Below are 26805 nucleotides of genomic sequence, written 5' to 3'. Positions count from 1 at the left end.
TGGGATTTTAGATTTTAAATAGGGGCATGGGGCATATCGATTTTAGATTTTAGATTTGGGATTTTAGATTTTAAATAGGGGCATGGGGCATATCGATTTTAGATTTTAGATTTGGGATTTTAGATTTTAAATAAGAGCATGGGGCATATCGATTTTAGATTTTAGATTTGGGATTTTAGATTTTAAATAAGAGCATGGGGCATGGGGCATGGGGCATACCTCACCACGCTTGAGAACCGCTATATAATAAATAAAGTCTGGCAACTATTCTAAAATTTGGTGCGACAATTTACTGTAGAAATCTTTACGAAATTTGGGAAATTATTAAACTGTTATAGCCGCAGTTTATTGAGCATAAATGAGTAAATTTTAAACTTTTATTTAACTGGTTGGTAATCAGAAGACTTCAGAGCATGAGCCAAAAAGCGTTCTGTGTAGTACAAAGCTAATTGATTGCTCGGCCCGTTAAAAACTGCATCAAAAGCGTGTTCAGCCCAAGGAATTTCGAGCAAAATAGCACGCGCGGCGAAGCTATCCCGTAGGGAATCGCCCGTTGCTCGCAATCGTTGGTAGAGCGATCGACCAAACTTGGGCTGAACGATATGGTCGCGGCCTGCATAAACCAGTAGAGAAGGGGGAAGATTGGGTTTAATATAATTGATGGGAGAAGCCCGACGGTAAAGCTCGTTGAGTTCGTCTGGCGTTCCTCCCAGAAAGGCGCGCAAGACGGCTCGAACATTTATGGCATCAGGAAAAGGTGGGTCATTGTATCCCCGGATCAGGTCATTTGGCCCGTAATAGTTCACTACTGCTCGAACTGGAAGCACACTAGAATCATAAGCAGTTAGCATTGCTAAATGGGCACCTGCAGACCTTCCCATCAAAGCAATTCGATCGAGATCGATGGACCAATCAGCAGCATGAGTTTTGATATAGGAAAGAGCGGCTTGTACGTCCTCAAGCTGAGCAGGAAATCGATACTTGGGAGCGTGGCGGTAATCAATTGCAACTACACAATAGCCTTGGGCGGCCATGTAGCGGCTGAATTCCTCATTGGAATCGGGATTGCCTCTTTGCCAAGCTCCCCCGTAGAGTGTGATAATCGCCGGATATTTGCCAATTTGCATCGGCCGGTAAAGGTTTAATTGGAGTGAAACTCCGTCAGGGTTGGCAAATACAATAGCCCGATCGATCCTAACGTCTCTAATCGGAATTCCTCGGAACGCATCTGCGAGGATAAACGGTTGAGGGCGTAGCTGGGCGCGATAAGTTTCAGGAATGGCTGCTAAATAGTTTTCCCCTAAAACTGTTTGCATTTGGGTAGCTATGGCTCCATTGGCTGCTGGGAACTGAATCAGGGGAAGCAGGCTCAGAATTAGGGCGAACAGGTTACAAATTGACAAAATAATGTAAACTTTGCCTTGATGCCGTCTCAGCAGGTTCAGCAGAAGGGCGATCGTATTTATACCGACCAACCAAGGGCTGATTTCTGGTGCTCCCACCGCCAAAGGGTACAGGAACATCGCGGGTGCTGGTATGACGATCCAGAGACTGAGAAATAGCGCGATCGTACTCACGAACCAAGGGATAAATTGCGAGACTAAGAATGCTGCTAATAAGGGTAACTTTTTGCGGTTTTTCTTGCGGATCATCGGATTTTCGCAGCCTAATTTTTAATCAGTTTAAATTAATCTGGCGGTTTTTATTGGTAAGGCGATCGCCTCTGGCATTTTACCAAACCAGCAGCTTCATTGACTCCGACATCCTGCGTCGATCGAAAATGCTTTGCATCCTTATATTTTCATCTTTGGGGTTGTTCGCTGTTTGTGGCAATTTTAAGCTGAGGTTGTCCCGCTCAACTAGCTGTATGGGCTGTTACTCATCAAAAGTTTGGCTGTTATTCCGATTTTGGTAGTTAGGCATAACTTAGGCACGGGTGTCGAAAAACCGGGTTTTTTACAGATCATTAAAATTTAGGGAAAGCTCAAATCGTGACGCCATTAAATTGTAGAGCAAGTGTATTTCTCAGGTAAAATCGAGTCTAATCCTTTAATTGCTGAGGCATAGTCTTATGGTTATTCCCAAACTCAGTGAAACAGCGATCGAGCTTCACACCTCTGCCCAATCCCTCAAGCGGGGTGAAGCTTACTATTTAGCGGGCAATGTTACTAGGGCAGTCCGGCGTGGCAATATGGTGCAAGCAGTAGTGGAGGGTTCCGAAATAGAACCCTACCGTGTTACCGTGCCCTTTGATGAAGCTGGATTAGCCTCTACATTATTCTGCACTTGTCCTTACGATAACGGTGGCTGGTGTAAACACATTGTGGCGACGTTGTTATTGTGTCTGCGGCAACCAGAAATAATTGAGCAGGGCCAGACATTGGAACAATTGCTCGATCGCCTCAACGATGTACAAACCCAGCAATTAATACAGCATTTAGTAAAAAAAGAACCATCACTCATTGATGCGATCGAACGATACATTAACTTAAGTGCTATTCCTGCACCTTCAAACCAACCTACCAAAGCACCCCGCCACACCTCGATCGATCCTGCTCCCTTTCGGCACCAAGTACGACGAATTTTGCGAGAGGCTGTGAGGTATTTGGAGGATGGATGGGAGGAAGACCCGATTACAGAAGAACTTTTAGATGTAATTCAGCGAGCCCGGGAATTCAGCGCCGAGGGGGATGGCAACAACGCCTTAGTAATTTTAGAAGCCATCACCACAGCCTGCGTTGAAGATTGGAATGATGTAGCAGAATATGGCGCTGAAAATTATGAGATAGCTAACGCTTTGAATGAAGCTTGGACAGAAGCTATTTTGATGGCTCAACTAACTGCTGAAGAAGAGATCGATCTCCAGGTGATGTTAGAAGCTTGGCAAGATGAATGGGATTGTGATTTCAGCATGAGTTTGGAAGCTTTACGCCAAGGTTGGGATGACCCCCTACTCCAAGAGGTACTTGAAGGAAACATTACTGGGCAAGGAGTTTGGGCTGGTGACGCACCAAAATGTGCTCGCGACTTAACATTGATTCGCTTGCAAATCCTCGATCGCCAGGAACGCGATCGAGAATACTTATACTTAGCGCAAGCAGAAGGTTGTACTCAACAATACTTGACGATGTTAACTCGTTTGGGGAGAGTAGAAGAAGCAGTGGAAGCTGCGGCTACCCAGATGCAATCAGCGGAAGAGGCTTTGGCTCTCGTTCAAACTTTAAAGCAACATGGAGCCTTAGAACAAGCTCTGAAAATTTGTCAAGCTGGGTTAAATTTGTCAGGTCATTGCCATTACCAACTGGCAATATCGATGAGTGAGTTGGCTGTTGAGTTGGGCGAAGACGAAGTTGCGTTAAATGCTAGAATCCAGATATTTAAAATCAAACCGTCTTTTAGCGATTATAGTTTAGTAAAAAAGTTAGCAAGAGATAGTTGGTCAACTTTGAAAGCAGATTTGTTAGCAACTCTGAAAAGTTATGAAAGTTGGAATTTTACTGACGCTAAGGTTGATATTTTTCTGGATGAGGGAATGATTGAAGATGCGATCGCCCTTGTTGATGGCTTGGGTTATTACCACTCAGCACTAATTCACCGAGTAATGGGGGCTGCTATCAGCCACAGCCCCGATTGGGTAATCGCCAATGCTTGTGGGCGTGCTGCATCGATTATGGATCAAGGGAAATCAAGCGAGTACAATCTTGCGATTAAGTGGTTGGAAAAAGCCCGCGCTGCCTATTTACACACTGGGCAAAATCTTCAGTGGTCTGATTATCGTTCTCAACTGATGCAAGTACACAGTCGGAAGCGGAAGTTGATGGAAATGCTCAAAAGTCCCGATTTAGATTGAGCCTTAAGTTTACCATAAGCCCAAGTGAAAGCGACCCAACCCCGGATCGAATAAACCTTACTTAATTTTTGCTTTCACGGCCCTAGATTCCACTGTGAATCCTGGAATATCTTGCATTTCTGTTTCGCTCAAACTGTACTGTTCGCAAACCAAACTCAAACGAGTTCCGGTACTTTTAACGGCGTTGACAGAGTGAGTCAAATCTCCTTGAAAATAGATCAGCGAGTTGGCTTGCGGCTTAATCTGCCCGACTTGCTGTTTGTTGCGCCGCAGTATCAACTCTCCCCCTTGCAAGTTCGGCGGTACTTGCACGTACAAAACGCTGACGGCTGCGGGAGGTTCAACTGTTTTGCAGTACGATCGCAAAGATCGATCGATATGCGGATCGACGCGGGAACCTTCACCCAGCAACAAAGGGTTGAGGTAAAAAGCATTGCATTCAGGCTGTAATGCTTGGTCTAGATAGGGTTTGAACAAAGGGAACCGCCGTTCTACTTCGGCGATTTCCGAACGTTGAAACACTACGGAAAACCCTTTTGTGCCAATGAAATCGCGGTTGAGGTTGTTGATAGCTAGATAAGGGGAGGCTAGAATTGCTCCTCGCAAGTCGTTGAGGTAGTCGATCGAGAAAGCGTTAGGATGTTGGCTGTAGTATTTCAAGGCACTCAAAAATCGTCAAATTTTAAGGAAACAGCAGATAGGAATGCAGCAATCGCTCAGACTTGGGATTGCTTCGTTCCGCGCAATGACATAATAATGTTTATTTGTGTCTGCGTACTTAAGTTAAAGGTTTTTCTTAACTGCGGGCGATCGCCCGGAAGTGTTGCAACCGACTAGCAACTGCCAAATATTACTATACACGCGATCGTTGTGGTGATTCGATTGTATTTGCAATTCGATTATACATGATGATGCCGCTGGGCAGCCGATCGCCCATTTATTTTAACTTGTCCAATTGCAGGGGCGATCGCATCCTGCCACTGTTTCCTCACCGATTTCTTGAGTTTGCTAGCTTTCAAACCAACGGGTGCTGGCGCTGTCCAAGAAACATCTTGCTAAAACCAGCAATCCGTGCATTCGGTCAAAATGCTGGAATGGCGATCGACAATATCTAACTGGCGAGAAAACGTTAATAAAGTTTACAAATAGAGGGTGGTCTAAAAAATACCAGCAGTCGCAACACTTACTAAGTAATTATTTTCAGATGAAATTAATATTTCACTGGGTGAAAAAAGCAAAAGTGCCAGCTATAATTAAAGAGTAAGTGAAAAAAATAACTCGCTGAAACAATATGGCAACAACATTGTACGAAAAAATGGGTGGAGAGCCAGCCATTAAAGAGATGGTGGATGATTTTTACCGCGATGTTTTGGCTGACGAGATAGTGAGCCACTTCTTCGATCGTACAGATATGGAAAAGCAGCGCCGCCATCAAACTGCTTTTATCTCTTATGCCCTCGGCGGCCCCAAGCAATACTCAGGCCGTTCAATGGAAAAAGCACACGCAGGTTTGAATTTACAGCCTGAACACTTTGATGCAATTGTGAAGCATTTGACCGATGCAATAGTTGCCCACGGCGCATCCCAAGAGGATCTCGATGAAGCGCTAGGTAATATCGCGACTTTGAAAGAGGCTGTTTTGTACAAGTAAGATCGAGTGAATGCAACTCGGTTTTTGCAGCCACTAAAATAGTTTTAAAAGTGGATGTTTCGTAATTGTGAAGCGAAAGCTCCACTTCGTTTTTTTCAGGATATCATGAACCGGAAAGACGCAAAGGAAGAGAAGAGAAGAGTGCACAATTGAGGCGAAGATGGCTAGAGTTATTTAACTGATATCCCGTAGGAGTTATGGGAAGCAATGGCGCGATATATAGCAATCTTTGCATTATTTGTGAATTTCTTACTTTCTCCCCACGGGTTCGGGGAGGGTTGGCGTGGGGTACAAAATTTACGACTTCTGCAAGGATTGCTCTAGTAGCGGATTTAAGTTATTTCTGATATCTCGCACCGTTATTAAGAACAGGCAAGATGCCTGTTACACAATAAAATTTAGTCTTTGTGGAACAGGCAAGATGCCTGTTCCTAAAGCCTGATTTAAAATGAAAAATGGTGCAAAGCGTCTGTTATTTGGCACTTAATTTATCGATACCTGTTTCATTTTTTAGAGTAGCTTATTCGGCTAGTCACGGTATTGCTGAAGTAGATTTCACCGCATTTTAAAATTCACTTGAAGAAAGGCTGAGAAGTTATATTCATCCTTTAGCTAGATGACGGCAGTTAACTGCGGATTGCACGATCGGTTTACCAATTGCCAATTACCAATTACCAATTACCAAATCGTCGTATATGCCGCAATACTTCGGAAAACTGCAAAAAACGGAACAGCCTTGGTCAACAATCGGTTCGGTAGAATCCATAAATAAAACCGATTCCCTACGGGATAGCTGCGCTTCACGCACCCTTCACTTTAATTGCGGCGAAACTTCCCTAAACCTCAGCATCCTCGCACCGAATTTAATCCGAGTGCGAATGTCCCCGACAGGTGAATTCAAAAGCCGATCGCACTCAATAACAGTCCCTGACGAAGAGTGGGAAATTACACCATTTGAAGTGCGAGAAACAGAAGAAAAAATAGAAATTGAAACAGCACAAATAACGATTTCAGTCAAGCGCGATCGCACTTCCATCGAATGCTTTGACAAATCGGGAAAACCCTTTGCTAGCGACTGCGATCCCAGTATGGGATGGCGCACAGGTGCAACCGCAGGCTGGAAACGCATAGAACCAGACGAACATTTCTACGGTTTCGGACAACGCACCGGCTTTCTCGACAAACTCTCCGAAGTCAAGACAAACTGGACAATAGACGCGCTTGACTACAATTCCCTCAGCGATGAAATGTACCAGGCTATCCCATTTTACATCGCCCTGAATCCCGATCGCGCTTACGGCATTTTCTTCAACACGACATTTTGGAGTCAATTCGACATCGGCGCCGAACAACCGGGGGTTTTGCGGATGGAAACCAGAGGCCCGGAACTCGACTACTACATCATTTACGGCCCAGAACCCGCCCAAATTCTCGCCACCTACACGCAGTTAACCGGCCGGATGCCGCTTCCGCCAAAATGGGCGCTGGGATACCACCAATGCCGCTGGAGCTACGACTCCGAGGACGTTGTGCGGGAGTTGGCAAAGGAATTTCGCGATCGGGCGATTCCCTGCGATGTCATCCACCTCGACATCGACTATATGAACGGCTACCGCATTTTTACCTGGAGCCCGAAGCGTTTCCCCGATCCGGCGAAACTGATCGCAGACTTGAAAGCAGTCGGTTTTAAGGTTGTGACGATTGTCGATCCCGGTGTCAAGTACGAACCGGAAGGAGATTATGAAGTATTTGATGAGGGTGTGGAAAACGACTATTTCGTCCGTACCGCAGAGGGAAGGCTATTCCACGGTTACGTTTGGCCCGAAAAAGCGGTGTTTCCCGACTTCCTGCGGCCAGAGGTGCGCGAGTGGTGGGGCGAATTGCACAAAAACCTTACAGATATGGGCGTTGCGGGGATTTGGAACGACATGAACGAACCTTCGATCGCAGAACGGCCTTTTGGCGACGGCCACGAACACATCTGGTTTCCGATGGATGCACCGCAAGGCCCGGAATCCGAAGGCGCCACCCACGCGGAAACGCACAATTTGTACGGTTTAATGATGGCGAAAGCTTGTGCGGAAGGGTTGCAAAAAGTGCGATCCTCTTCGAGGGCTTCGCTAACGCGCGATCGATCTTTTGTGCTGACGCGATCGGGTTTTGCGGGCATTCAGCGTTACTCCTCGGTATGGATGGGCGACAATCAATCGCAGTGGGAATACTTAGAAATGTCGCTACCGATGCTTTGCAATATGGGGCTTTCCGGCGTGGCCTTTGTCGGTTGCGACATCGGCGGTTTTGCGGAGAATGCAACGGCTGAACTGTTCGCGCGGTGGATGCAGGTGGGGATGCTGTATCCCTTGATGCGCGGTCATTCGGCGATTAGTACGGCGCAGCACGAACCGTGGGTTTTTGGATCTCGCACTGAGAAGATTTGCCGCGAGTACATGAATTTGCGCTATCAGTTGTTGCCTTACATTTACACGTTGTTTTGGGAAGCAGCGACGGCGGGAACGCCGATTTTGCGACCGCTACTGTATCACTTTCCGCGCGATCGCACAACTTACCACCTTTACGATCAAGTATTGCTCGGCCCGTCGCTGATGGCTGCACCCGTTTACCGCCCCGGAGTCGAACACCGCGCCGTGTATTTGCCGGAGGGGACTTGGTTTGATTGGTGGACGGGCGAATGCTATCACGGCCCGACGCACATTTTAGCCCATGCACCTTTGGAGACAATGCCGCTTTACGTGCGGGGCGGCGGCATAATTGCGATCGCACCTGTGAGGCAGTTTGTCAGCGAAGAACCGCTTGAGTCATTGAAAATGCGAATTTGGCCCGGAAGCGGTGAATGGACGCTTTATGAGGACGACGGACACAGTTTTGAACACGAAAAAGGTGTCTGGGCAACGACCAATTACAAGGTGTATTTGGAAGGGGAAAAAATCATCGTTGAAATTGCCGCGCGCGAGGGCCAATTTTTGATATCAGAACGCGAAGTTATTGTGGAAGTTGTTGGCGTTGGCGAACAGCAATTTACAGATGATGGTACGGTGCGGCGTTTGACATTTGGATAGTTTGATATTTCTGAGATGTTGCGCCCTTTTTAATAAGGTTTTTCTGGGCGGGCATCCTGCCCACCCCACAAGAAATTCATTCTTTGTGGAACAGGCATCTTGCCTGTTCTAACAGCAATTTACAGATGATGGTACGGTGCGGCGTTTGACATTTGGATAGTTTTGGCATAAAGCGGTTTATGTTATGGTGGGATTCATTCAGGGCGATCGCTCGATCTGGTAGAGTTTGAGATGGAAAGGGCGATCGTCTGCGATTCATGTGTAGCTAGATAAAATTCATTTCTAGGGTAGCAAAGATGTTAACAGGTTAGAGAAATTCCCCAAAAATATCCAAAAAATTCGGCAAAGGGGTTGGATAAATTGTAAAGTAAAGGTTTTGAGGATAGTGTTTCCCCTGAAGACCGAAATAATTTTAAAGTATTACAAGAACAATGGAAATTTTATCAATATGATTATCTCCCATATAGCTCTGAAAAATTGGCGCAATTTTCAGTCAGTGAATGTTGATTTGCGCGATCGCGTTTTTGTGGTAGGCCCTAATGCTTGTGGTAAGTCAAACTTTCTCGATTCATTGCGCTTTTTGCGGGATCTGGCTAAAGCAGGAGGCGGATTGCAGAAAGCCGTGAGCGATCGAGGTGGCGTATCAAAAATTCGCAGTCTTTATGCGCGCCGTTATTCAGATGTAGAAATAGAAATTCACCTTTCCGAATCTAATGCCCAACAGCCATTATGGAGGTATGGGCTGGGAATTAAACATAGAAAAGGCGGCAAAAATGAGCCGATTGTTGCCTACGAACGAGTTTGGAAAGGCGAGGAGCAAATTGTCAATCGCCCTACTCAAGAAGATGACAAAGATGAGCTACGTCTCACCCAGACTTATTTAGAGCAAATTAATGCCAATGCAGAATTCAGAGAAATTTCTAAATTTTTAGAAGCGATTTTATATTTACATTTAATTCCTCAGTTAGTTCGCCATCCCGAAGCTTTTGCTGCCCCTGGACTTTCCGAAGATCCTTTTGGGAGAACTTTTTTAGAGCGAGTTGCTAAAACTACAGAAAAAACCAGAAAATCGCGATTAAAAAAAATTGAAGATGCTTTAAAGCTGGCTGTCCCACAATTGAAAAACCTCACAGATACCAAAGATGTCATGGGAGTTCCGCATTTGGAAGCTGTTTACGAACATTGGCGGCCCGGAGCAGGAAAACAACGGGAAGACCAATTTTCTGACGGAACGTTACGGTTAATTGGTTTACTCTGGTCACTCTTAGAATCCGATTCATTATTGTTACTAGAAGAACCAGAACTTTCCTTAAATTCGGCTATTGTTAGCAATCTACCCTCTCTGATTTATCGCCTTCAGCGCCCGAGAAAGCGACAGGTTATTCTCAGTACCCATAGTGCTGATTTGCTCTCAGACAAAGGCATTGGCGGCGAAGAGGTGCTGCTAATGACACCGACTCCTGAAGGAACTCAGGTAAAACTTGCTTCAAGTAATGAACAAATCAAAATGCTATTAGAAGGAGGTTTAAGCATAGCTGATGCTGCACTTCCTCTCACAGCGCCACCCGCGATTGAAAAACTGAGTTTATTCAAATGACGGATATTCCCATCAATTTAGTGTTTGAGGATGCACTGAGTGAAGCAGTTCTTAAACAAATGCTCAAACAGTCTCAACGTCCCTTTTCAGTGGGACAGTGCTTGAATCAGAGAGGATATGGCAAAATTAAAAAGATTATTTCTGGATTAAATTACGCGGCAAAGGGAATGCCATACTTAGTATTAACTGATTTGGATAATGCAGAATGCCCGTTAGTAATTATTTCGGAGTGGTTAACTCAACCAAAACATCCTAATCTGCTGTTTCGGATTGCTGTTAAAGAAGTGGAAGCGTGGTTACTTGCACATCGAGCGGGCTTTGCCCAATTTCTGGGTATTTCAGTAGACTTGATTCCTGGCGACGCGGATCGAATTCCTGACCCCAAGCAGCTTTTAATCAATTTGGCTAAAAAGTCAAAGAAGCGAAATCTGCGGGATGCGATCGTCCCCGATCCTAATAGTACGGCAAAAATTGGTAAAGACTACAATGGTCAACTGATCCAGTTTGTCAATCAAAGTTGGCAGGTTGCGTCAGCACAGACTAATTCCCCCAGTTTGGAACGAGCTATGAATGCACTCATAAATTTTCAACCAACCTGGGAAAATTGAGGAGAAAGACCAATACTGCGCCCTGTCTATGCTTGGCAAACAGTTAATAAATACTGTTATAATAAACCGTCCGGGGATGACTAGACCCGACACATACCCACAAATAATGCAACCCATCCAACTTACAACCTTCCAAGCTTTGTGGCGCAGCCTGGGCCTGATAATCAAAGCCGCACCAATAGAACTCCGCAATTTAATAATACTCAACATCATCAGCGGTGCTGCCCCATCGGCCGTGCTTTTTTTAGATAAATTAATCATCGATGAAGTATCTCGGTTGCTGTCGCAAACCCAAACAGCACAGCCCTTTGCTTTGATGCTTTCCCGGCCAATATTGCTGTGGAGTATTGCCGGAGTCTTAAGTCTTAGGTTAGTCGGCGATGCCCTAGACACAATGAGCTCTTTTGCAGCGACATCTTTGCGCGATCGCGTTCAAGGCTTTGTCGAAGGAAAAGTCCTGGAAAAAGTCGCTAATTTCGACGATATTGCCCTGTTTGAAAACCCGGAACTATTAAATATAGTAGAACTCGCAAAAACCGGAGTATTCAAAATACAGCAACTAGCATTTACCATCAGCATGACCATCACGGGAATTTTTATATTTATTCCATCGATAGGCCTTGCTGCAGCGATAGCTTGGTGGGTGCCAGTGGTGATGTTGATTTCATCCTGTCCCTCAATTTACATCCAAAGAAAATATAGCAAAATCATCTGGAGAGTTCAAAGAAAGCAAGCTAAAATCAGCCGCGAGATGAACTTATCCGCTAGAGTCTTGACGGGCGAAGAATATGCTAAAGAATTGCGTTTGTTTGGCTTGCAGGAACTTTGGCTCAAACGCTGGCAGGATCAGTTTTTGCAATTTTTTAGCGAGATGCAGCAAATCCGAAAAAAAGGAGCAATTGTTTTACTTTTGTGGTCAGTGTTTAGTAGAATCGGAGTAGCTTTGCCATTTGTTTATGTGGTAATGGGAGCTTTGGGTGGTCGCTATACTTTGGGAGATTTGGCGCTGTATTCTGGTTTGATTGTTCAGGTGGAGCAAAGTTTGCAATTATTGATTGGCAATTATGCTAATTTGTACGATATTTCCCTCGGCGTTAGTCCGATTTTTCAACTGTTAGAACTCAAACCAGAATTGCAGTCTCCGCTTGTGGATGTAGCATCTCGCCTCCCTAGTTTACCAGAAGACGGGCTAGATTCCCGCCCCACAAAAGATAAAATTGGCATCGAGATTAAGCATCTATCTTTCTGCTATCCCGGTAGCAATAAAAGCACGGTTGAAGATATCAATTTAACGATTAATCCGGGGGAAATGCTAGTGCTTGTTGGTGAAAATGGCGCGGGTAAAACAACCCTTGGCAAACTCCTCGGCCGCCTGTACGACCCGACAAGTGGTACGATCGACTGGAACGGCAAAGATTTGCGATCGTACTCTCTAGCATACGTGCGATCGCGCATCGCCGTCGTCATGCAAGATTACGCCCGTTTCCCCTCCACAGTCCGCGAAAACGTCGGTTTCGGCGACTTGCTTTCCCTGTCAGATGACACCGCAATTAACGAAGCTATTTCCGAAGCAGGAATTAGCGCAAAAGTCAATAGTCTTGCCGCAGGTTTAGAGACTCCCTTGGGGAAACAATTAGAAGACGGCATAGACTTATCGGGGGGACAGTGGCAAAGAATTGCGATCGCCCGCGCCTTAATGCGGCTTTCTACCGCCGAAGTCCTAATTTTTGACGAACCAACCGCCGCCCTAGACCCCAAGACAGAACACGAAATTTACAGCATCTTCCGCCAAATAGCCGCCGGGAAAACAACAATAGTCATCAGTCACAGATTAGGATTAGCAAAAATTGCCGATCGTATCGCCGTCATGGAAAACGGTAAAATAGCAGAAATAGGAACTCACGACGAATTGATAGCATCAAACGGAATTTACTGCTCAATGTTCACCCGTCAAGCTAGCAGCTATATTTAGAGTTAAACAAACAGTCCGCCAGGGGTTTTAACCCCTGTCTCATAGCAAAAGTCGGTTGAAACCGACTGAGGAGATATTGCAATGCTTGTTCAAAAATGTGTCTTTCAGTCCTCTTTGAGAGGACTTTTGCTATGAGACGGGGGTTTTCAACCCCCGGCGGACTTGTGGGTTAGCGTGGGGAATTTGGCGCGGGTGATTGCGATCAATTATCGCGGATTTGCGATCTAATTGCTCTCGTTAGGTGGCGAGAAACCGAGTTTTTGCGACAATTTTCAGTTGAGTACGAGAAATATCGGAAGAAACCCGGTTCCTGGGATTAGCTGCGTGGCGAGAAACCGGGTTTCTGCGAAAATTTTTAGCCTCGCACGAAAAATATCGGAAGAAACCCGGTTTCTGAGCGTGCGACCTTTTTGAGAAAATTGTCCGAAAGTGCGAGCTATAATAAAACCAACCTAGTTGGCGATAATATCAACGATGGAAACTATAACTCTCAACCTACCTGCCGCCGTCGCTTTAACCGACGAACAATTTTATCAATTGTCCATCGCTAATGAAGAGTGGCGATTAGAACAAACCCCCGAAGGAGAACTAATTATTATGCCTCCAACAGGCGGCGAAAGCGGCATCAGAAATTCGGATTTGACTACAGACCTAAATTTGTGGAATCGTCAGACTCGATTGGGAAAAGTCTTTGACTCTTCCACTGTCTTTCAATTACCCAACGGTGCGAAGCGTTCCCCTGATGCTGCTTGGGTACTCCTAGAACGTTGGGAAGCATTATCCGCAGAAGATAAGCGCAAATTTCCTCCCCTGTGCCCGGACTTTATAATTGAATTGCGATCGCAAAGTGATTCCCTAGAAACCTTGCGGGCTAAAATGCGGTATTATCGAACAAACGGCTGTCGCTTAGGTTGGCTAATTGACCCCCAAACGCCTTTAGTAGAAATCTATCGGTTGTCTGAAGATGTAGCAGAAGTGATTAATTTCTCTTTTGACCAACCGCCTACACTTTCGGGTGAAGATGTACTTCCCGGATTTCTTCTAGATATTACACCTATTCTCAATCCTTGAATCTCGATCCATTTTCTTTAGTTGGCTGGCGAGAAACCGGGTTTCTGCGACAATTTTTGGTTGAGTACGAGAGATATAGGAAGAAACCCGGTTTTTGGGATTAACTGCGTGGCGAGAAACCGGGTTTCTGCGACAATTTTTGGTTGAGTACGAGAGATGTAGGAAGAAACCCGGTTTTTGGGATTAACTGCGTGGCGAGAAACCGGGTTTCTGCGACAATTTTTGGTTGAGTACGAGAGATGTAGGAAGAAACCCGGTTTCTGAGATTCTTGTGCCTCCAAAAAGTCGATCGCAAATTATCTCCCCGTCAACGTATCCGCATAAGGATCGGGCAAAGCTTGCTGCACTTCCAAAAGCGGCAAAGGATCTCCAGTCAACGGTTGACTAATCAAATTTTTTTTTAGCCCATCCCCCCGGCGATCGCGCTCTTGCAAATGCGATAATTCCTCTTGATAAACAGCAACAATCCGCGCCAAACTCGCCGCCAAATCATCCCAATTCTCATCTCCTCCCAACTTCTCAGAAATTCCCTCAAATAACTCTCCCGCTTGCCTTTTTTGAACATAAGCTTTCAACAGCTTTCCCGACTTTTGCAAAACGGCCTGATAAATATCCCCATCAGACCACCACAGCCCCTGTTGACTCAGCAGCCAAGTCAAAATATACTCGCGAGCGTGTTGCTCCTTCACCCAGGCCGCGAGATACTGCAAATCTTCCATAGTTACAACAGTCTCCTCAATTTTCCTCAAAATGTCCGCTTGTTTGTATCTACCGTTACCGCGATCGACATAATACCTGCCTTATCATCACCTGTCCGCGTCATTAATATCCCTTAAATCTTAAAAAAACCCTACTGATTTACCAAACAGCAATTCTGAGAATATAAAAATAAACCTAAACCTCCTAGGTCTATTGTCCAATACTTTTAGTCCACCGGAAAGCGGTACACCCCGCCTCGCTTTCCTCTCTCGCAAACCTATCATCAAGCGGGAACAACCAGCGGGTTATGAGCATGACAAAGCAAAATTTTGGTTTAATCGGTCTAGCAGTGATGGGCGAAAACCTAGCGCTCAACGTCGAAAGCAGAGGCTTCTCCGTGGCTGTATACAACCGCACAGCAGCCAAAACCGACGACTTCATGGCCCAACGCGCCCCCGGCAAGAACATTGTAGCCGCCAAGACTCTGACAGAATTCGTCGATGTCCTAGAAACCCCGCGCAGAATCTTAGTCATGGTGCAAGCTGGGAAACCCGTAGATGCGGTCATCGACCAGCTCAAACCCATGCTGTCACCGGGCGACATGATTATTGACGGCGGCAACTCGCTATACGACGACACCGAACGTCGCACCAAAGATTTAGAATCGATGGGACTGGGATTTGTTGGCATGGGCATCAGCGGCGGCGAAGAAGGCGCGCTGAATGGTGCTAGCTTGATGCCCGGTGGCACCCGCACTGCTTACGGCCTACTAGAGCCAATTCTCACCAAAATTGCGGCTCAAGTAGATGACGGCCCCTGCGTCACATTCATCGGCCCTGGTGGCGCCGGCCACTACGTGAAGATGGTTCACAACGGCATTGAGTACGGTGATATGCAGCTCATTGCTGAAGCCTACGATTTGCTCAAAAACGTTGGTGGATTGAACGGCCAGCAGTTGCAGGAAGTTTTTGCCGAATGGAATACCACAGACGAACTCAACTCGTTTTTGATTGAAATTACGGCTAACATTTTCAAGTACATTGACCCGGAAACTAAGCAACCCTTAGTTGAGGTAATTATGGACGCTGCCGGTCAAAAAGGCACCGGCCGCTGGACTGTAATGAGTGCTTTGGAATTGGGCGTGAGCATTCCCACAATTATCGCTGCTGTGAATGCGAGAATCATGTCTTCTTACAAAGACGAGCGCATCAAAGCTTCCCAAGAACTAACCGGGCCTAGCGGCAAGTACGAAGGCGATACTAAAGAGTTTGTGAACAAAGTCCGCGATGCGCTTTACTGCTCGAAGATTTGCTCCTACGCCCAAGGCATGGCACTTTTGAGCGCGGCGTCGAAGTCGTACAATTACGACTTGAGTTTGAGCGAAATTTCCCGAATTTGGAAGGGTGGTTGTATTATTCGGGCTGGATTTTTGGACAAGATTAAAACAGCTTTCAAGGACGATCCCACGTTGCCGAATTTGCTGTTAGCGCCGGAGTTCAAACAGAGCATTCTCGATCGCCAATCGGCTTGGCGAGACGTGTTAGCTACTGCTTGCCAACTGGGGATTGCAGTGCCAGCCTTTAGCGCCTCGCTGGACTATTTCGACAGCTACCGGCGCGAAAGATTGCCGCAAAACCTCACGCAAGCTCAGCGTGATTATTTCGGGGCTCACACCTACGAACGCACCGACAAACCGCGCGGCGAATTCTTCCACTCAGAGTGGACGCAGACTGCTAAAGAGTCGCTGCAAACTGGTACTACGGACTAATTAATTTTTGTAGGGTGCGTTTCGGCGCACCTTACTAATTATTCTGGGGTTGCAAATTGTTTTGACGTTTGTTTTGGAGATAGGTTTTAATATATTCGTCGTTAAAGAGCGATCGGGCGATCGTGAGTGCTTCTTGTCTTTCTGCGTCTGTCATGTAATCATCGCCTTTTAAACCTGATGGCGGGTGTCGAGGATCGCCGCCTGCATCGATAAATCGCTGACGTGCGATCGCCATTAATTCTCCCAATCTGCGGTCTTGTTCTCTTCTAATATCATGGGGTTTCGTCATAGTCTTCCAGCTCGTCTATACGAATAATCTCGCCACTTTGTAGTATAGCAGCCCTTGGTAAAACTCGACTAGGGGTTTCGATGTACCAAAAGCCCTTTTCTTCATCATATATTCTCCAGATGAGCAAGTCCAGAGTTTCCAGGGCATTGATAATTAAGTATTGGACTCCTGATGATGGTATAGGTCGATCGAGTGTAGTTGAGCCTGTTGGCTATTGTATCACCCATTGCTGACAAGATTTTCAGCGCTCGTTGATTGTATCCCTCCACCTATTATCAATTCTCCTAAATTCAGAGTTGGCCTAGATAATCCGTAATTAATATCACACTGTGCTTGTGATATGGGTAGATAACTATACTGAGCAAATCTGGTACAATAATAAACAGTCCTTTAAAATAAATGTAGTTTTATGTGGCCTTTTATAGTAGGAGCCGCTGCCGTTGTCGGTGCTGCGAAATTGGTATTTGATACGTTGAAAGAAGAAGAGGAAAGAAAACGTTTAGAAGAAGAGGAAAACAAACGTTTATTAGACAGTGGTATTCTGGAAGTGGATGAAATGACGGGAAAAGAGTTTGAAAGATTTCTAGATATCCATTTTAGAAAATTTGGTTATAGTGTTAGTTTAACTCAAGATACTCAAGATTATGGGGCGGATTTAATTTTATACACGGATGACTCAAAAACCGTGGTTCAAGCAAAAAGAAGCAAAAATCCAGTTGGGATTAAAGCAGTTCAAGAAGTAGCAGGAGCCGTCAGACATTACAACGGAAATAAAGGCATAGTAATCACCAACAACAGATTTACAGAAAACGCTTACAACCTTGCTGAATCTAACGAAGTAGAGTTATGGGATAGAAAAATACTCATTGAATTCATCCTGAGAGCTAAGAATTGTAAATAACTTATATACTAAAATAAGTGCATCCTTCGGATCTTGAAATCGCTGCATAGACTCAAACTTTCGTCCGCCTCCGCAGACAAGCGAGATCGACCTGTATCATTAATCTCACTGTTGAATCATGCTACAAATTTCTAACACTGTGTTCATAGACGATCGCGAAATCGAGATTAGTGCGATTCGCTCTCAAGGCGCGGGGGGACAAAATGTAAATAAGGTGGCGAGTGCGATTCACTTGCGCTTTGATATCCCAGCTTCCTCATTGCCCGATCGCTACAAGCAGCGTTTGTTGCAAATCAACGACCAGCGCATCACCTCCGAAGGTGTGATTGTCATCAAAGCCCAGGAACACCGCAGCCAGGAACAAAACCGGGAAGAGGCTTTGAGACGGCTGCAAGAACTGATTAAAAGTGCGATCGTCATACCGAAAAGGCGCAAACCCACCAAAGCAACTCGTAGTTCTCAGCGCCAGCGTCTCGACAGCAAAACCAAGCGAGGGCAGATTAAAGCTCTGAGAGGGAAAATTACGGATTGAGGGATGATATTATGTCCGGTCGATTCCCTCCGCTTCGCTTCGCCCGAAATCAGGTAGGGGCGGGTAAACCTGCCAATATCTGCCAACAATCTCCAATCTCAAAAACCCGCCCTGCTGCCGGGATATTATGGTCAATCGATCGGACATGATATGAAAGGTCGATCGGGCTTTTTGACTTTTTATTTGTCAGTCGGGATTTGGTGGGCCTAAGTCATTCGGTAAATCGTTAAGCGTTTTTCCCAAAGCTTTGCAAAGGGCTTTCATTTGAGCAATGGTCAGTTCCGGTTCGTCTAGTCCTCGTTCCCATTTGCTAATGGCTTGCTGAGTTAGGGTTTTTGTGCGAGTTTTGTCGGGAATTTGTTTTGCTAAGGCGGATTGCGATAAACCAACAGCCTCCCGCAAGATTTGCAGTGCTGGTATATCTTTGGACTGTTGAGTTTGTTTCTTTCGGGGCATATCATAGCAAATTCACAACCAAAGTTGTTGACAAACCGGTTAAATACAACTAAGGTTGTTTAATAGAGACAACACAAAGGCGACTGCTTTAGCCGGACGGTGGAAACGCTTTGGTTTAGCAAGCTGCCCTATTTGTAGTTTCTACCATTATGCCTGCATAGCCTTAGTATTTTCCGGGCTTGGGTGCATGACTTAAGCCCTTTTTTCTCAATACCGAAAAGGTGGTGCCATTTAAAAGGTCGATCGACCTCACAGCCAAACTCAAAATTGTATCAAATGTCAACACCATGATTTAGCTGTGCTTGTTAGTTGTCCTTCGGTGAAGGCTCACGACTTGGTAAGTCATCGGGAATTTTGGTTACGTCTAATCCTAAAAGCTCAAACATAGTTTTTAGAGAAACCTGGTACAGGTTAGCCATAGCAAGTATGTTTTCAGCGTTAGGTAGAGCCTTGCCTAATTCCCAGTCAGCTTGTCTTCGCTCGGAAATTCCGATTTTTTCTTTGACTTGAGGGCGTGTTAGTCCAGCTTGTTCTCTGAGTAGTCTCAATGGAGACTTCTCCTTTTCTTGTAAATCTTCTTCTATCATAGGACGAAATATTCATGATGTAAACATCTTGACAAAAACTTGAATAAGACGTAAACTTCATGTTGGTAGGCAAAACAAAGGCCGCTCAACGAGCCTCCAAGGTCAAAATGCAGGTTTGAAGAACCGCCTTATTTGTTGTGTCTATCAATTATGCCTGCATACCCAAGCGTATTTTCGGGGCAAGGGCGCATACCTCAAGCCCCTTTTTTCTCAACGCCGAGGAGGTGATGCCATTTAAAAGGTCGATCGACCTCACAGCCTGACTCAAAATTGTATCAAATATCAAGACCATGATTTAGCTCTGTTTGTTAGCTGCCCTTCGGGGGTACGTAATCATCAACAAGCCCTGAAACATCTAGCCCGATCGAGTGACAGAACTGTTTCAAGCTAATATTTAGTGCTGTACAGATGGCTATTGCAGTATCAACTCTGGGTTTTTGTTTTCTTTTTTCTATTGAATACAAAGTATCTTCAGAGACTTTCCCCGTCAGTTGCTGGCTAAGCTCTCGGCGACTAAAGCCCCTGTATTCTCTAATTTCTGCAAGGCTCATTTCGTATAAATCCCGTACTTCTTGATTCATGGTGCAGAATATTTCGTAGTTTACCCTTGACAAAAGCCGTAAGTCTGACTAAACTACGAATAAGGACATAGCAAAGCGGTTGGGCGAGCCTCGTTTCGTCAAAATGCAGGTTTGAAGAACCGCCTTACTTGTAGTATCTATCAATTGTGCTTGCATACCCAAGCCTATTTTCGGGGTTTGAGTGCATACCTTAAGCCCCTTTCCTTGAACTCCAAGGAGGTGATGCGATGTAAAAGGTCGATCGACCTCACAAGAGTGCCCAACTCAAAATTGTATCAAAGATACAGACCAAAACTTCAACTTTGCGATCGCACAACTTCCGTGCTATCGTGCCCTTTCTCGAACCATTCCAGATCATGTCCACATCAATTGACAACTTCTACCTAGGCGATGTCGCCTCCAACTTTCACTTTGCAGGCCCGCTGCTAGACTTTGAAGAAGAAATCCAGAATCAATCTCCCTTTCACGATTTAGACTACCTGACAGGCGAAATTAAAAGGGGATTCCTAGACTACGTGCGGCAAGGAATCATGCTGGACGCCATCCGAAAGCTGCGATTGTACAAACACAAGTTCAAAACTTTTAAAATTTACTGCGAACAAGCATTAGGCAGGCAGTATTTTTACTGCACGCAAATTATCAAAGCTGCGAGTATTTGCCTGCGCTTAATTAAAGCAGGATTTGAGATTTTGCCTAGCTGCGTTGCTCAAGTTGTTCCTTTGTTCAAACACGCAATTACCGACCAATACGGCGACTGTCGTTTACAGGAAAAGTGGCAAGAAGTTGTCGATGTCATACCAAAAGAAAGGATTACCGCAGTAACTATTGCCGAAACCGTTGACAACAATCCCAACCTCCGGCTCAAGCAAATTCGGATTAAAACCGACACCTACGCCCTTTTAACGAAAAAAGCAGCCGCAGCCGGACTGTCAATTTCGGAATTTTTGGCCAGGTTGGTTGACGAATACAATCCCAGAAATTTAGAGCAGCCAGCGGAACATACTCCCGAACAAGAGGAGATTTTAGACCAATTAGACGCGGAGTTTAAGAAGCCGGCCACGGAACAGACTGCAACTTCTGCCCCAGGAAAAGTTAAGTCTAAAGGTTTTGGAGTGAAAGTTGAGCCTAAAGGTGGTAAAAGGGAAGTGAAGGCGAAAACTTCGGAAGGGAAAGTTAAGCCAAAAACTTCGGAACGTGAAGTTAAGTTCAAAAATCGGCAAAGTGAAATCACAGCCGAGAAACAGTCGAATTCATTTAATGAGAAAAATCATGAAGTCATCTGCCCAAAATCCAATCATGCGTCAACTGAAATTAATGGAGGCTCAACTGAACGAAATTCAGTGCCACCTTATTAAAGCCAGTGTGTTGAATTGGTGGCAAATAGTTTTGCCTGACGGTCAGAAAATTGCGATCGAGCACGCGGGCGGCGGACACTGGGTTTTTCGGGCTAACGGGCTTGAGAAATCTCATCCAGAAGTGCGGCTAGCGGTGTTAAGGGCGATCGCCGAAGGTTGTCGCCGATAAGTTATCAGGGGGTTTTTCCCTTTGGCGTCTCAAGTAGTCCTGCGGGTGAGGACACGGCTGTGATGCCGTGTCCCGGAAGGGGCTGGTGGGCGGACACTACTACCACGTCTTCTGAAATAGTCAAACCAAAAGCTTTATGCACTTGTTCTAAAGTAAAATCACTGTAAGCCATTTGATTTTTTCCCTTATTTTAGAGAATGGCTGACCTTGACTGATTTTGTCACCGTTCGTGTAGAACTGAGCCAAAGATCAGCGGAAAACAGAACTCTTAGTGAGCTCGAAAACCTAAAACCTTTGATTTATAAATGATGGAAATTCATGGACACAACTGGACTCGAACCAGTGACCCCTACGATGTCAACGTAGTGCTCTAACCAACTGAGCTATGCGTCCTCACGAATTTCTAATGTAGCAGAACATTCTATCGAATGTCAAGCATAAATATTCCAGGACTTATCGACTCCGAGTAAAGAAACCGGGTTTTTCACCGGGTAAAGGGCTAGAAGCAAGTATTTTCGTCAAAAAACCCGGTTTCTGCGTCCGTGTCAAGCGTAAATATTCGATCGCCCTTAATGCCCAATTCCCCGCCAAATCTTCACAGTGCGATCGCCCGCACCGCTAGCCAAACTCCCCCCATCACCACTAAACGCCACCGACAAAACCTCCCCCCCGTGGCCCGCCAGAATTTCCAGCAAACCTCCCGTACCCGCATCCCACAAATAAATCGTGCCATCCCGACTCCCCGTCGCCAAAACCCGACCATCGGGACTCAACGCCAGACACAAAACATCCCCTGAATTGTCCCTCATACTCCGCAACAGCGTCCCTCGCCCCTGTGCATCCACCCGCCACAGCTTCGCCGTACCGTCCCGACTGCCACTAGCCAAAATCAATCCTTCTCCTACTCCCCCCCTTACCAAGGGGGGGCTGGGGGGGGTCTGACCGGCCAGGGAGTTGGGGGAACTCGCAGCAAAAACGATCGCCCGCACCCAATCCCCGTGCTCGGCCAGAGTACAAATCGATCGACCCTTTTGCCAATCCCACAACTGCACAGTCTTGTCCCGACTCCCACTAGCCAAAAACTCCCCGCCAGGGCTAAAAGCCACCGCCTCCACCCCGCCAGCGTGACCAGTCAAAGCCGACATCCGCCTTCCCTTATTCAAATTCCACAACTGCACAGTTTTGTCCCGACTGCCGCTAGCCAAAACCTGACCATCCCGACTAAACGCCACAGCAGAAACCCTGTCAGAATGACCGGCCAAAGCGTACCACCACTTACCCTTATTCAAATCCCAAATATGAATCATTTTGTCCCGGCCGCCACTAGCCAAAGTCGCGCCATCAGGACTAAACGCCACACAAGTCACCCAGTCAGAATGACCCGTAAGAGTGTACCACCGCCTACCAGTCTCCAACTTCCACATCTCAATCGTCTTGTCCTCACTGCCGCTAGCTAAAATCGCGCCATCAGGACTGAAAGCTACCGACGTAACAGCATTAGAATGCCCTACCAGAGTATGAACGCACCTCCAAGTAGGCGCGCGTGCCGGTACAACCCGCTGCATCGGCGGCACAGGTAAAATTGTGCCTGCAACCGTTGGCGGCACGGCATTCTGCACCGCAGCCGTCCTCTGCGGCACGGAAATTTTAGGCGCTGGTAGGGGCGGTGCCCCCGTGCCCGCCCCCGCCGACTGTTGCGGCTGCAAATCTTTCAATACCTCAGCTACAGATTTGTAGCGCCGACTGAGACTCGGTTCGATCATTTTGTCGAGGATGCGACTTAATTTCGGATCGATTGGAACTTTCAAAAAGTCTCGCCAAACCCAAGCATCTTGATTGATATCGAACAAATCAAAAGGAGATATTTGAGTCAGCAAATAAATGCAAGTTACTCCCAAACTGTACAAATCGCTGGCATAAACCGCTTGACCTCTAATTTGTTCCGGCGCGACGAATTCGGGAGAACCGATGACTGTACCGGTTTCTCTAAAACCCTCCACAACTTTTGCAGCGCCAAAATCAACTAAAACTAATTCCCCGGTTAATGTGGGGTAAGTATAAATGATGGGAGTTTGAGAAAGGCGGCGGCGGATAATATTGGGAGGTTTAATATCTCGGTGAATTACACTGCGATCGTGCACGAACTGCAATACTGGCAATAAATCCTTCAGCAGACTGAGAATCTGACTTTCGCCCAAAGGCCCAGTCCGCGCCAACTCTTCCTGTAAATTTTGACCTTCTATAAATTCCTGTACCAAATACTGATAGCGTTCCTGCTGAAAGTGCGCCAGCAGTTCGGGAATTTGCGGGTGTTTCCCCAATTCGTCCAGCCGCACCGCTTCTCGGTTGAATAATTCTGCTGCTTTTTCGCTGCTGCTGGTACCTTGAGATAGGGGGAAAAACTGTTTAATTGCACAGCGCGGTTTTGAGGGTTTGTCTTGGTCTACTGCTAAAAAAGTGCGGCCGAAACCGCCGCGCCCTAGGGGTTTAATGGCGCGGTAACGCTCTCTGAGCAACAGTTTGGAGCCGCAATTCAGGCAGAATTGGGTACTGTCGGCATTTTGCGGGTTTTGACAGGCAGGGTTTAGGCAATAACTCATAACTAAACCGAGAAGGAATCAGCAGCACATCTCTATGATACTGACGCCCAAGCGCGATCGACTCTCGCGTTACAATTAAAAACCAAAGGACTTTAGTCCTCAGAATTTAAGATGTCGCTTTCACTTTCAGAGCATACTCTTTAAACCTTTCCAAGTCAGCCATAAGAGTCGATTCAACTACTCGCGCTAGAAATGAATTGTCCATCAATTTTGCCAGCCAGCCGGGAACTCCATAAGCTACTGTCAGTTTGACAATGCTGGTGTTTTTGCGATCGTAAAATCTTATCGCACCCCGATTTGGCAAACCGTCTACCGATTCCCACTGAATTATCTGATTCGGCACTACTTTGAGAATCCGAGAAAGCCAGCTAAATTCTAACCCGCCAGTTGCGAGTTTCCAGCGAGATAATTCTGGATTTTCTTCGAGAACGCGAACTGATTCGATCCACTTCATCCAGCGCGGCATTTGCTCTAAGTCTGACCAGAGTTGCCACGCTAATTCGATCGGAATTTCTATTTCTACTTGGACGCTGTGTTCTAACCAATCAGTCATAGGATTTTAGATTTTAGATTTTAGATTTTAGATTGTGGATTTCTCGTTTGTTGTCGAGTCTAGATCCCCCTAAATCCCCCTGATTGTTGGGGAGTAGGGGTTGACTTTGAGAACACTCTTGCCCCCCCACTTATTAAGGGAGACTTTGAGAACACTCTTGTCCCACCCCCTACTCCCCTTATTAAGGGGGGTTAAGGGGGATCGAATCGAGAAGACTAATGACTAATGACCGTAAGCTTCGAGAATTGCCTTAGCCGCTTGATGCCCTGAAAGTGTCGCTCCTTCCATACTATCAATGTAGTCTTGCTGAGTGTAACTTCCTGCTAGAAAGAAATTGGCGATCGGAGTTTTTTGAGCAGGGCGGAAAACATCCATTCCCGGTGCTTCGCGATACAAAGATTGAGCGAGCTTAACTACACTGTACCAAGTCATGTTTAATTCCCGCGCTGAGGGGAATAAATCCTGAACTTGCTTGAGTACGTGTTGGGCGATCGCCTCATTGCTTTGTTTAATAAACGGATCTCCCGGTGTCAGCACCAACTGCAACAGCGAACCTTGTCCTTCTTGATAATAATCCTTGGGACTTGTCAGCGCCAAATCTGCAAAACAAGAAAAATCTGCATCTGCTGAATATAGCAAATTATCGATTCCTACAGCGTGGCTCAACTGTTTGCGCTTCGCTTCGTCTTCCAGTTCCGTTACCCAACCGTCGAACCGCAATTGTACTGTAGCGACCGGCACCGCATCTAATTTATAAATGTTGTCAAATTCCGACCATTTGCGCCAAGCTGGGGGCAATATTTTCTGAATTCCCGGCACGTCGCAGGCGAAAACGTAAGCGTCTGCGGTAATATTTTCTTCTGTTTCGCCGTTAGCTACTAGCAAGCCTGTCACGCGGGTTTTTTCGCCTTCTTCAAACTGAATTTCTCGGACTCTGCGCCGCGTGTAAATTTTTGCTCCTTTCTTTTCCAAATATTCCACAATTGGCTTGTGCAAATATTCGTTGGGAGAACCCGCTAGCATCCGCATTACAGAGGCTTCTGTTTTTGATGCAAAGAATTGAAATATTGTCAACATACACCGGGCTGAAATATTTTCAGTGTCGATAAAACCCAGTGCGTAGGCGATCGGATTCCACATTCTTTTGAGCGAGTTTTGGTTGCCTCCATGACTGCGGAACCAGTCAGCAAAACTGATTTTATCCAAATTGCGGATGGTTTTCATCGCTCCGTCAAAGTCGATCAAGCCTCGGACGATCGGGCTAGTTCCCAGGGCGATAGAATTTTGGATTTTGTCTTGTACGGATAGCTGAGATGTAGTGAAAAATGCCTTCAATCCGTGCAAAGGAGCACCCACCGGAAAGCGAAAATCTAAAGAACCGGTTTCACCGCCTCGATTGATAAAAGTGTGGACGTGTTCTTTGAGGAGCAAATCGTCAAATGCTCCCACTTTTTTCATCAGGGCAAATAAGTTATAATAGCAGCCGAAGAAGACGTGCAAACCCATTTCAACGTGATTGCCGTCGGGATCTACCCAACTCCCGACTTTGCCGCCGACAAAGGGGCGGGATTCAAAAATTTCTACTTCGTGGCCGGCCTCCACTAAATCGACTGCTGTGGTCATTCCAGCCAGTCCCGCACCTGCGATCGCAACCCGCATTTTACACTTCCTTTTCAGTATTTTTACAGATTGTAACAAATTTTAGAATATCAGAAATATTATTAAAGTTCGTAAATGCCGATCGACACTTGTACAGCCCTCTGAATTCTTGCTAGGACATCGGCACTAAGTTGACCGTAAGGGCCTTGTTCTAGGAATGTCTGCCGCAAAGCAGAAACGTTTTCACATACAGCTAGAGAATCAGCTTGCAATCCTCCCTCACCTGCAGGAATCAAGACACGAGTAGGATTTTCTAATCCCGCAAGGTTACTGGTGAAAGGAACAACAATGACAGAATCAGTAAACTCGTTGCGGATATCGGGAGGAACCACAACTACAGGTCTTTTTTTGGTATCTCCTAACTGACGCAAAGCCCTTGAAAGATAAATCTCACCTTGGCGGGGATAAGTTTTTCCTGTTGAGTTAGAGTCCATCGCTGCTCCATGCTTCTTCTATCTGTTCCTCTACAAAATTAAACCACTCTTTTTCCTCCTCAATATCTTCTTGGCTGCGGTTTTGATAAAACTTCCGCAACTTATCCTCGATTTGCTTAGCATACCAGAGACGGAGAGCTTGTTCGATCGCCTCCGTCCAATCATCAGTAAGCTGGTCTATTTTCTCCGCGAATTCAGCATCAAGGGCGACTAACACTTCTCGCTTTTGAGTAGAATTTGACATAATCATTTTCCTTTATAATTAAAAAACTAGGGTGCGCTGGGGCGCACCTTACAAATTACTTTTACATATTCCTTCTTCCTTCTTTCTTCTTCCTTCTTCCGACTGACATCGGACTGACATCCGTGACATCCGTGACATCCGTTACAAAATCC

The 26805-nt window shown here is 46.0% G+C and carries 26 protein-coding genes and 1 tRNA gene; 12 read left to right on the top strand and 15 right to left on the bottom strand.

Translation table 11 applies throughout. From position 1 onward, the window contains the following. Positions 1-377: 377 nt before the first annotated feature. A complete protein-coding gene (locus QUA50_RS02285) occupies positions 378-1652 on the bottom strand; it encodes an alpha/beta hydrolase (protein ID WP_333260642.1) in 1275 nt (424 codons plus the stop codon). Between the two features lie 419 nt (positions 1653-2071). Here QUA50_RS02285 and QUA50_RS02280 point away from each other — a divergent pair, with 419 nt between their 5' ends. After that, on the top strand, positions 2072-3850 hold the full coding sequence (locus QUA50_RS02280; protein ID WP_333260645.1) for an SWIM zinc finger family protein: 1779 nt from the start codon (positions 2072-2074) through the stop codon (positions 3848-3850). Positions 3851-3907: 57 nt separating this feature from the next. On the opposite strand, the gene QUA50_RS02275 is transcribed toward QUA50_RS02280, so the two are convergent. Next, entirely contained in the window at positions 3908-4519 is a 612-nt protein-coding gene (locus QUA50_RS02275; protein ID WP_333260646.1) for a 2OG-Fe(II) oxygenase, read from the bottom strand. A gap of 622 nt (positions 4520-5141) precedes the next feature. On the opposite strand from QUA50_RS02275, the gene QUA50_RS02270 reads away from it, so the two are divergent. Both QUA50_RS02270 and QUA50_RS02265 read left to right on the top strand, forming a co-directional pair. Further along, complete coding sequence (locus QUA50_RS02270; RefSeq protein WP_333260649.1) at positions 5142-5501, top strand: group 1 truncated hemoglobin; 360 nt, start codon at positions 5142-5144, stop codon at positions 5499-5501. Between the two features lie 695 nt (positions 5502-6196). Then, the gene (locus tag QUA50_RS02265; RefSeq protein ID WP_333260652.1) at positions 6197-8578 is read left to right on the top strand and encodes a glycoside hydrolase family 31 protein; all 2382 of its coding nucleotides are present in this window, start codon (positions 6197-6199) and stop codon (positions 8576-8578) included. A 76-nt stretch (positions 8579-8654) separates the two neighbouring features. Here the strand turns inward: QUA50_RS02265 and QUA50_RS02260 are convergent, their stop codons facing one another. After that, positions 8655-8837 carry a hypothetical protein gene (locus tag QUA50_RS02260; protein ID WP_333298449.1) on the bottom strand — a complete coding sequence of 61 codons (183 nt, stop codon included), beginning with the start codon at positions 8835-8837 and terminating at the stop codon, positions 8655-8657. A 189-nt stretch (positions 8838-9026) separates the two neighbouring features. Between QUA50_RS02260 and QUA50_RS02255 the strand changes: the two genes are divergently transcribed. The 4 genes from QUA50_RS02255 (at position 9027) to QUA50_RS02240 (ending at position 13826) form a co-directional block, all read left to right on the top strand. Beyond that, positions 9027-10175 (top strand): AAA family ATPase, encoded by a 1149-nt coding sequence (locus QUA50_RS02255; protein ID WP_333260655.1) that lies wholly within the window; start codon positions 9027-9029, stop codon positions 10173-10175. Further along, entirely contained in the window at positions 10172-10783 is a 612-nt protein-coding gene (locus QUA50_RS02250; protein ID WP_333260658.1) for a hypothetical protein, read from the top strand. Before QUA50_RS02255 ends, QUA50_RS02250 begins: the two co-directional genes overlap by 4 nt. 106 nt (positions 10784-10889) lie before the next feature. Beyond that, entirely contained in the window at positions 10890-12755 is a 1866-nt protein-coding gene (locus QUA50_RS02245) for an ABC transporter ATP-binding protein (RefSeq protein WP_333260661.1), read from the top strand. Between the two features lie 474 nt (positions 12756-13229). After that, positions 13230-13826: a Uma2 family endonuclease gene (locus tag QUA50_RS02240; RefSeq protein ID WP_333260664.1), complete on the top strand. Its 597-nt coding sequence runs from the start codon at positions 13230-13232 to the stop codon at positions 13824-13826. A 296-nt stretch (positions 13827-14122) separates the two neighbouring features. Here QUA50_RS02240 and QUA50_RS02235 read toward each other — a convergent pair whose 3' ends face one another. Next, a complete protein-coding gene (locus QUA50_RS02235; RefSeq protein WP_333260667.1) occupies positions 14123-14545 on the bottom strand; it encodes a hypothetical protein in 423 nt (140 codons plus the stop codon). Positions 14546-14838: 293 nt separating this feature from the next. Here QUA50_RS02235 and gnd point away from each other — a divergent pair, with 293 nt between their 5' ends. Further along, positions 14839-16293 (top strand): decarboxylating NADP(+)-dependent phosphogluconate dehydrogenase, encoded by a 1455-nt coding sequence (gene gnd, locus QUA50_RS02230; RefSeq protein ID WP_333201429.1) that lies wholly within the window; start codon positions 14839-14841, stop codon positions 16291-16293. 34 nt (positions 16294-16327) lie between these two features. Here gnd and QUA50_RS02225 read toward each other — a convergent pair whose 3' ends face one another. Then, positions 16328-16582, bottom strand: a complete 255-nt coding sequence (locus QUA50_RS02225) for a hypothetical protein (RefSeq protein WP_333260669.1) — start codon at positions 16580-16582, stop codon at positions 16328-16330. Positions 16583-16991: 409 nt separating this feature from the next. Here QUA50_RS02225 and QUA50_RS02220 point away from each other — a divergent pair, with 409 nt between their 5' ends. Beyond that, on the top strand, positions 16992-17483 hold the full coding sequence (locus QUA50_RS02220) for a restriction endonuclease (protein ID WP_333260672.1): 492 nt from the start codon (positions 16992-16994) through the stop codon (positions 17481-17483). Between the two features lie 118 nt (positions 17484-17601). Continuing rightward, the gene (arfB, locus tag QUA50_RS02215; RefSeq protein ID WP_333260673.1) at positions 17602-18015 is read left to right on the top strand and encodes an alternative ribosome rescue aminoacyl-tRNA hydrolase ArfB; all 414 of its coding nucleotides are present in this window, start codon (positions 17602-17604) and stop codon (positions 18013-18015) included. Positions 18016-18201: 186 nt separating this feature from the next. Here arfB and QUA50_RS02210 read toward each other — a convergent pair whose 3' ends face one another. The 3 genes from QUA50_RS02210 to QUA50_RS02200 all read right to left on the bottom strand — a co-directional run bounded on the left by QUA50_RS02210 (position 18202) and on the right by QUA50_RS02200 (position 19639). After that, positions 18202-18471 carry a helix-turn-helix transcriptional regulator gene (locus QUA50_RS02210; RefSeq protein ID WP_333260677.1) on the bottom strand — a complete coding sequence of 90 codons (270 nt, stop codon included), beginning with the start codon at positions 18469-18471 and terminating at the stop codon, positions 18202-18204. Between the two features lie 305 nt (positions 18472-18776). Continuing rightward, positions 18777-19058 (bottom strand): helix-turn-helix transcriptional regulator, encoded by a 282-nt coding sequence (locus tag QUA50_RS02205; RefSeq protein ID WP_333260680.1) that lies wholly within the window; start codon positions 19056-19058, stop codon positions 18777-18779. A 308-nt stretch (positions 19059-19366) separates the two neighbouring features. Continuing rightward, entirely contained in the window at positions 19367-19639 is a 273-nt protein-coding gene (locus tag QUA50_RS02200; protein WP_333260682.1) for a helix-turn-helix transcriptional regulator, read from the bottom strand. A gap of 356 nt (positions 19640-19995) precedes the next feature. On the opposite strand from QUA50_RS02200, the gene QUA50_RS02195 reads away from it, so the two are divergent. After that, complete coding sequence (locus tag QUA50_RS02195; RefSeq protein ID WP_333260685.1) at positions 19996-20994, top strand: hypothetical protein; 999 nt, start codon at positions 19996-19998, stop codon at positions 20992-20994. Positions 20995-21001: 7 nt separating this feature from the next. Further along, positions 21002-21163 (top strand): hypothetical protein, encoded by a 162-nt coding sequence (locus QUA50_RS02190; protein ID WP_333260687.1) that lies wholly within the window; start codon positions 21002-21004, stop codon positions 21161-21163. Positions 21164-21167: 4 nt separating this feature from the next. On the opposite strand, the gene QUA50_RS02185 is transcribed toward QUA50_RS02190, so the two are convergent. From QUA50_RS02185 to QUA50_RS02155, 7 genes are all read right to left on the bottom strand, one after another. Next, positions 21168-21335: a hypothetical protein gene (locus QUA50_RS02185; RefSeq protein WP_333260690.1), complete on the bottom strand. Its 168-nt coding sequence runs from the start codon at positions 21333-21335 to the stop codon at positions 21168-21170. Positions 21336-21482: 147 nt separating this feature from the next. Continuing rightward, positions 21483-21556: transfer RNA gene (locus QUA50_RS02180), tRNA-Val, on the bottom strand. Between the two features lie 176 nt (positions 21557-21732). Continuing rightward, positions 21733-23763 carry a serine/threonine-protein kinase gene (locus tag QUA50_RS02175; protein WP_333260693.1) on the bottom strand — a complete coding sequence of 677 codons (2031 nt, stop codon included), beginning with the start codon at positions 23761-23763 and terminating at the stop codon, positions 21733-21735. A 106-nt stretch (positions 23764-23869) separates the two neighbouring features. Then, complete coding sequence (locus tag QUA50_RS02170; protein ID WP_333260696.1) at positions 23870-24316, bottom strand: SRPBCC family protein; 447 nt, start codon at positions 24314-24316, stop codon at positions 23870-23872. Between the two features lie 222 nt (positions 24317-24538). After that, on the bottom strand, positions 24539-25975 hold the full coding sequence (gene zds, locus QUA50_RS02165; RefSeq protein ID WP_333260699.1) for a 9,9'-di-cis-zeta-carotene desaturase: 1437 nt from the start codon (positions 25973-25975) through the stop codon (positions 24539-24541). A 62-nt stretch (positions 25976-26037) separates the two neighbouring features. Then, a complete protein-coding gene (locus QUA50_RS02160) occupies positions 26038-26409 on the bottom strand; it encodes a type II toxin-antitoxin system PemK/MazF family toxin (RefSeq protein ID WP_333260702.1) in 372 nt (123 codons plus the stop codon). Then, positions 26399-26653, bottom strand: coding sequence for a hypothetical protein (locus QUA50_RS02155; RefSeq protein WP_333260705.1), 255 nt, complete (start codon positions 26651-26653; stop codon positions 26399-26401). The genes QUA50_RS02160 and QUA50_RS02155 overlap by 11 nt, the downstream gene beginning before the upstream one ends. Positions 26654-26805: the final 152 nt, after the last annotated feature.

Source organism: Microcoleus sp. M2_D5, assembly GCF_036701935.1.
GTDB lineage: Bacteria > Cyanobacteriota > Cyanobacteriia > Cyanobacteriales > Microcoleaceae > Microcoleus.
The sequence above is the reverse complement of the archived record's forward strand: the minus strand, read 5'-3'. Positions and strand labels throughout refer to the sequence as shown.

Coding starts and splice junctions, on each gene's coding strand:
- QUA50_RS02200 (WP_333260682.1), bottom strand. CDS start 19,639: ATGAATCAAGAAGTACGGGATTTATACGAAATGAGCCTTGCAGAAATT.
- QUA50_RS02205 (WP_333260680.1), bottom strand. CDS start 19,058: ATGATAGAAGAAGATTTACAAGAAAAGGAGAAGTCTCCATTGAGACTA.
- QUA50_RS02255 (WP_333260655.1), top strand. CDS start 9,027: ATGATTATCTCCCATATAGCTCTGAAAAATTGGCGCAATTTTCAGTCA.
- QUA50_RS02265 (WP_333260652.1), top strand. CDS start 6,197: ATGCCGCAATACTTCGGAAAACTGCAAAAAACGGAACAGCCTTGGTCA.
- QUA50_RS02225 (WP_333260669.1), bottom strand. CDS start 16,582: ATGACGAAACCCCATGATATTAGAAGAGAACAAGACCGCAGATTGGGA.
- QUA50_RS02170 (WP_333260696.1), bottom strand. CDS start 24,316: ATGACTGATTGGTTAGAACACAGCGTCCAAGTAGAAATAGAAATTCCG.
- QUA50_RS02195 (WP_333260685.1), top strand. CDS start 19,996: ATGTCCACATCAATTGACAACTTCTACCTAGGCGATGTCGCCTCCAAC.
- QUA50_RS02220 (WP_333260672.1), top strand. CDS start 16,992: ATGTGGCCTTTTATAGTAGGAGCCGCTGCCGTTGTCGGTGCTGCGAAA.
- QUA50_RS02245 (WP_333260661.1), top strand. CDS start 10,890: ATGCAACCCATCCAACTTACAACCTTCCAAGCTTTGTGGCGCAGCCTG.
- QUA50_RS02175 (WP_333260693.1), bottom strand. CDS start 23,763: ATGAGTTATTGCCTAAACCCTGCCTGTCAAAACCCGCAAAATGCCGAC.
- gnd (WP_333201429.1), top strand. CDS start 14,839: ATGACAAAGCAAAATTTTGGTTTAATCGGTCTAGCAGTGATGGGCGAA.
- QUA50_RS02155 (WP_333260705.1), bottom strand. CDS start 26,653: ATGTCAAATTCTACTCAAAAGCGAGAAGTGTTAGTCGCCCTTGATGCT.
- QUA50_RS02235 (WP_333260667.1), bottom strand. CDS start 14,545: ATGGAAGATTTGCAGTATCTCGCGGCCTGGGTGAAGGAGCAACACGCT.
- QUA50_RS02185 (WP_333260690.1), bottom strand. CDS start 21,335: ATGGCTTACAGTGATTTTACTTTAGAACAAGTGCATAAAGCTTTTGGT.
- arfB (WP_333260673.1), top strand. CDS start 17,602: ATGCTACAAATTTCTAACACTGTGTTCATAGACGATCGCGAAATCGAG.
- QUA50_RS02160 (WP_333260702.1), bottom strand. CDS start 26,409: ATGGACTCTAACTCAACAGGAAAAACTTATCCCCGCCAAGGTGAGATT.
- QUA50_RS02260 (WP_333298449.1), bottom strand. CDS start 8,837: ATGAATCGCAGACGATCGCCCTTTCCATCTCAAACTCTACCAGATCGA.
- QUA50_RS02270 (WP_333260649.1), top strand. CDS start 5,142: ATGGCAACAACATTGTACGAAAAAATGGGTGGAGAGCCAGCCATTAAA.
- QUA50_RS02280 (WP_333260645.1), top strand. CDS start 2,072: ATGGTTATTCCCAAACTCAGTGAAACAGCGATCGAGCTTCACACCTCT.
- QUA50_RS02285 (WP_333260642.1), bottom strand. CDS start 1,652: ATGATCCGCAAGAAAAACCGCAAAAAGTTACCCTTATTAGCAGCATTC.
- zds (WP_333260699.1), bottom strand. CDS start 25,975: ATGCGGGTTGCGATCGCAGGTGCGGGACTGGCTGGAATGACCACAGCA.
- QUA50_RS02210 (WP_333260677.1), bottom strand. CDS start 18,471: ATGCCCCGAAAGAAACAAACTCAACAGTCCAAAGATATACCAGCACTG.
- QUA50_RS02250 (WP_333260658.1), top strand. CDS start 10,172: ATGACGGATATTCCCATCAATTTAGTGTTTGAGGATGCACTGAGTGAA.
- QUA50_RS02240 (WP_333260664.1), top strand. CDS start 13,230: ATGGAAACTATAACTCTCAACCTACCTGCCGCCGTCGCTTTAACCGAC.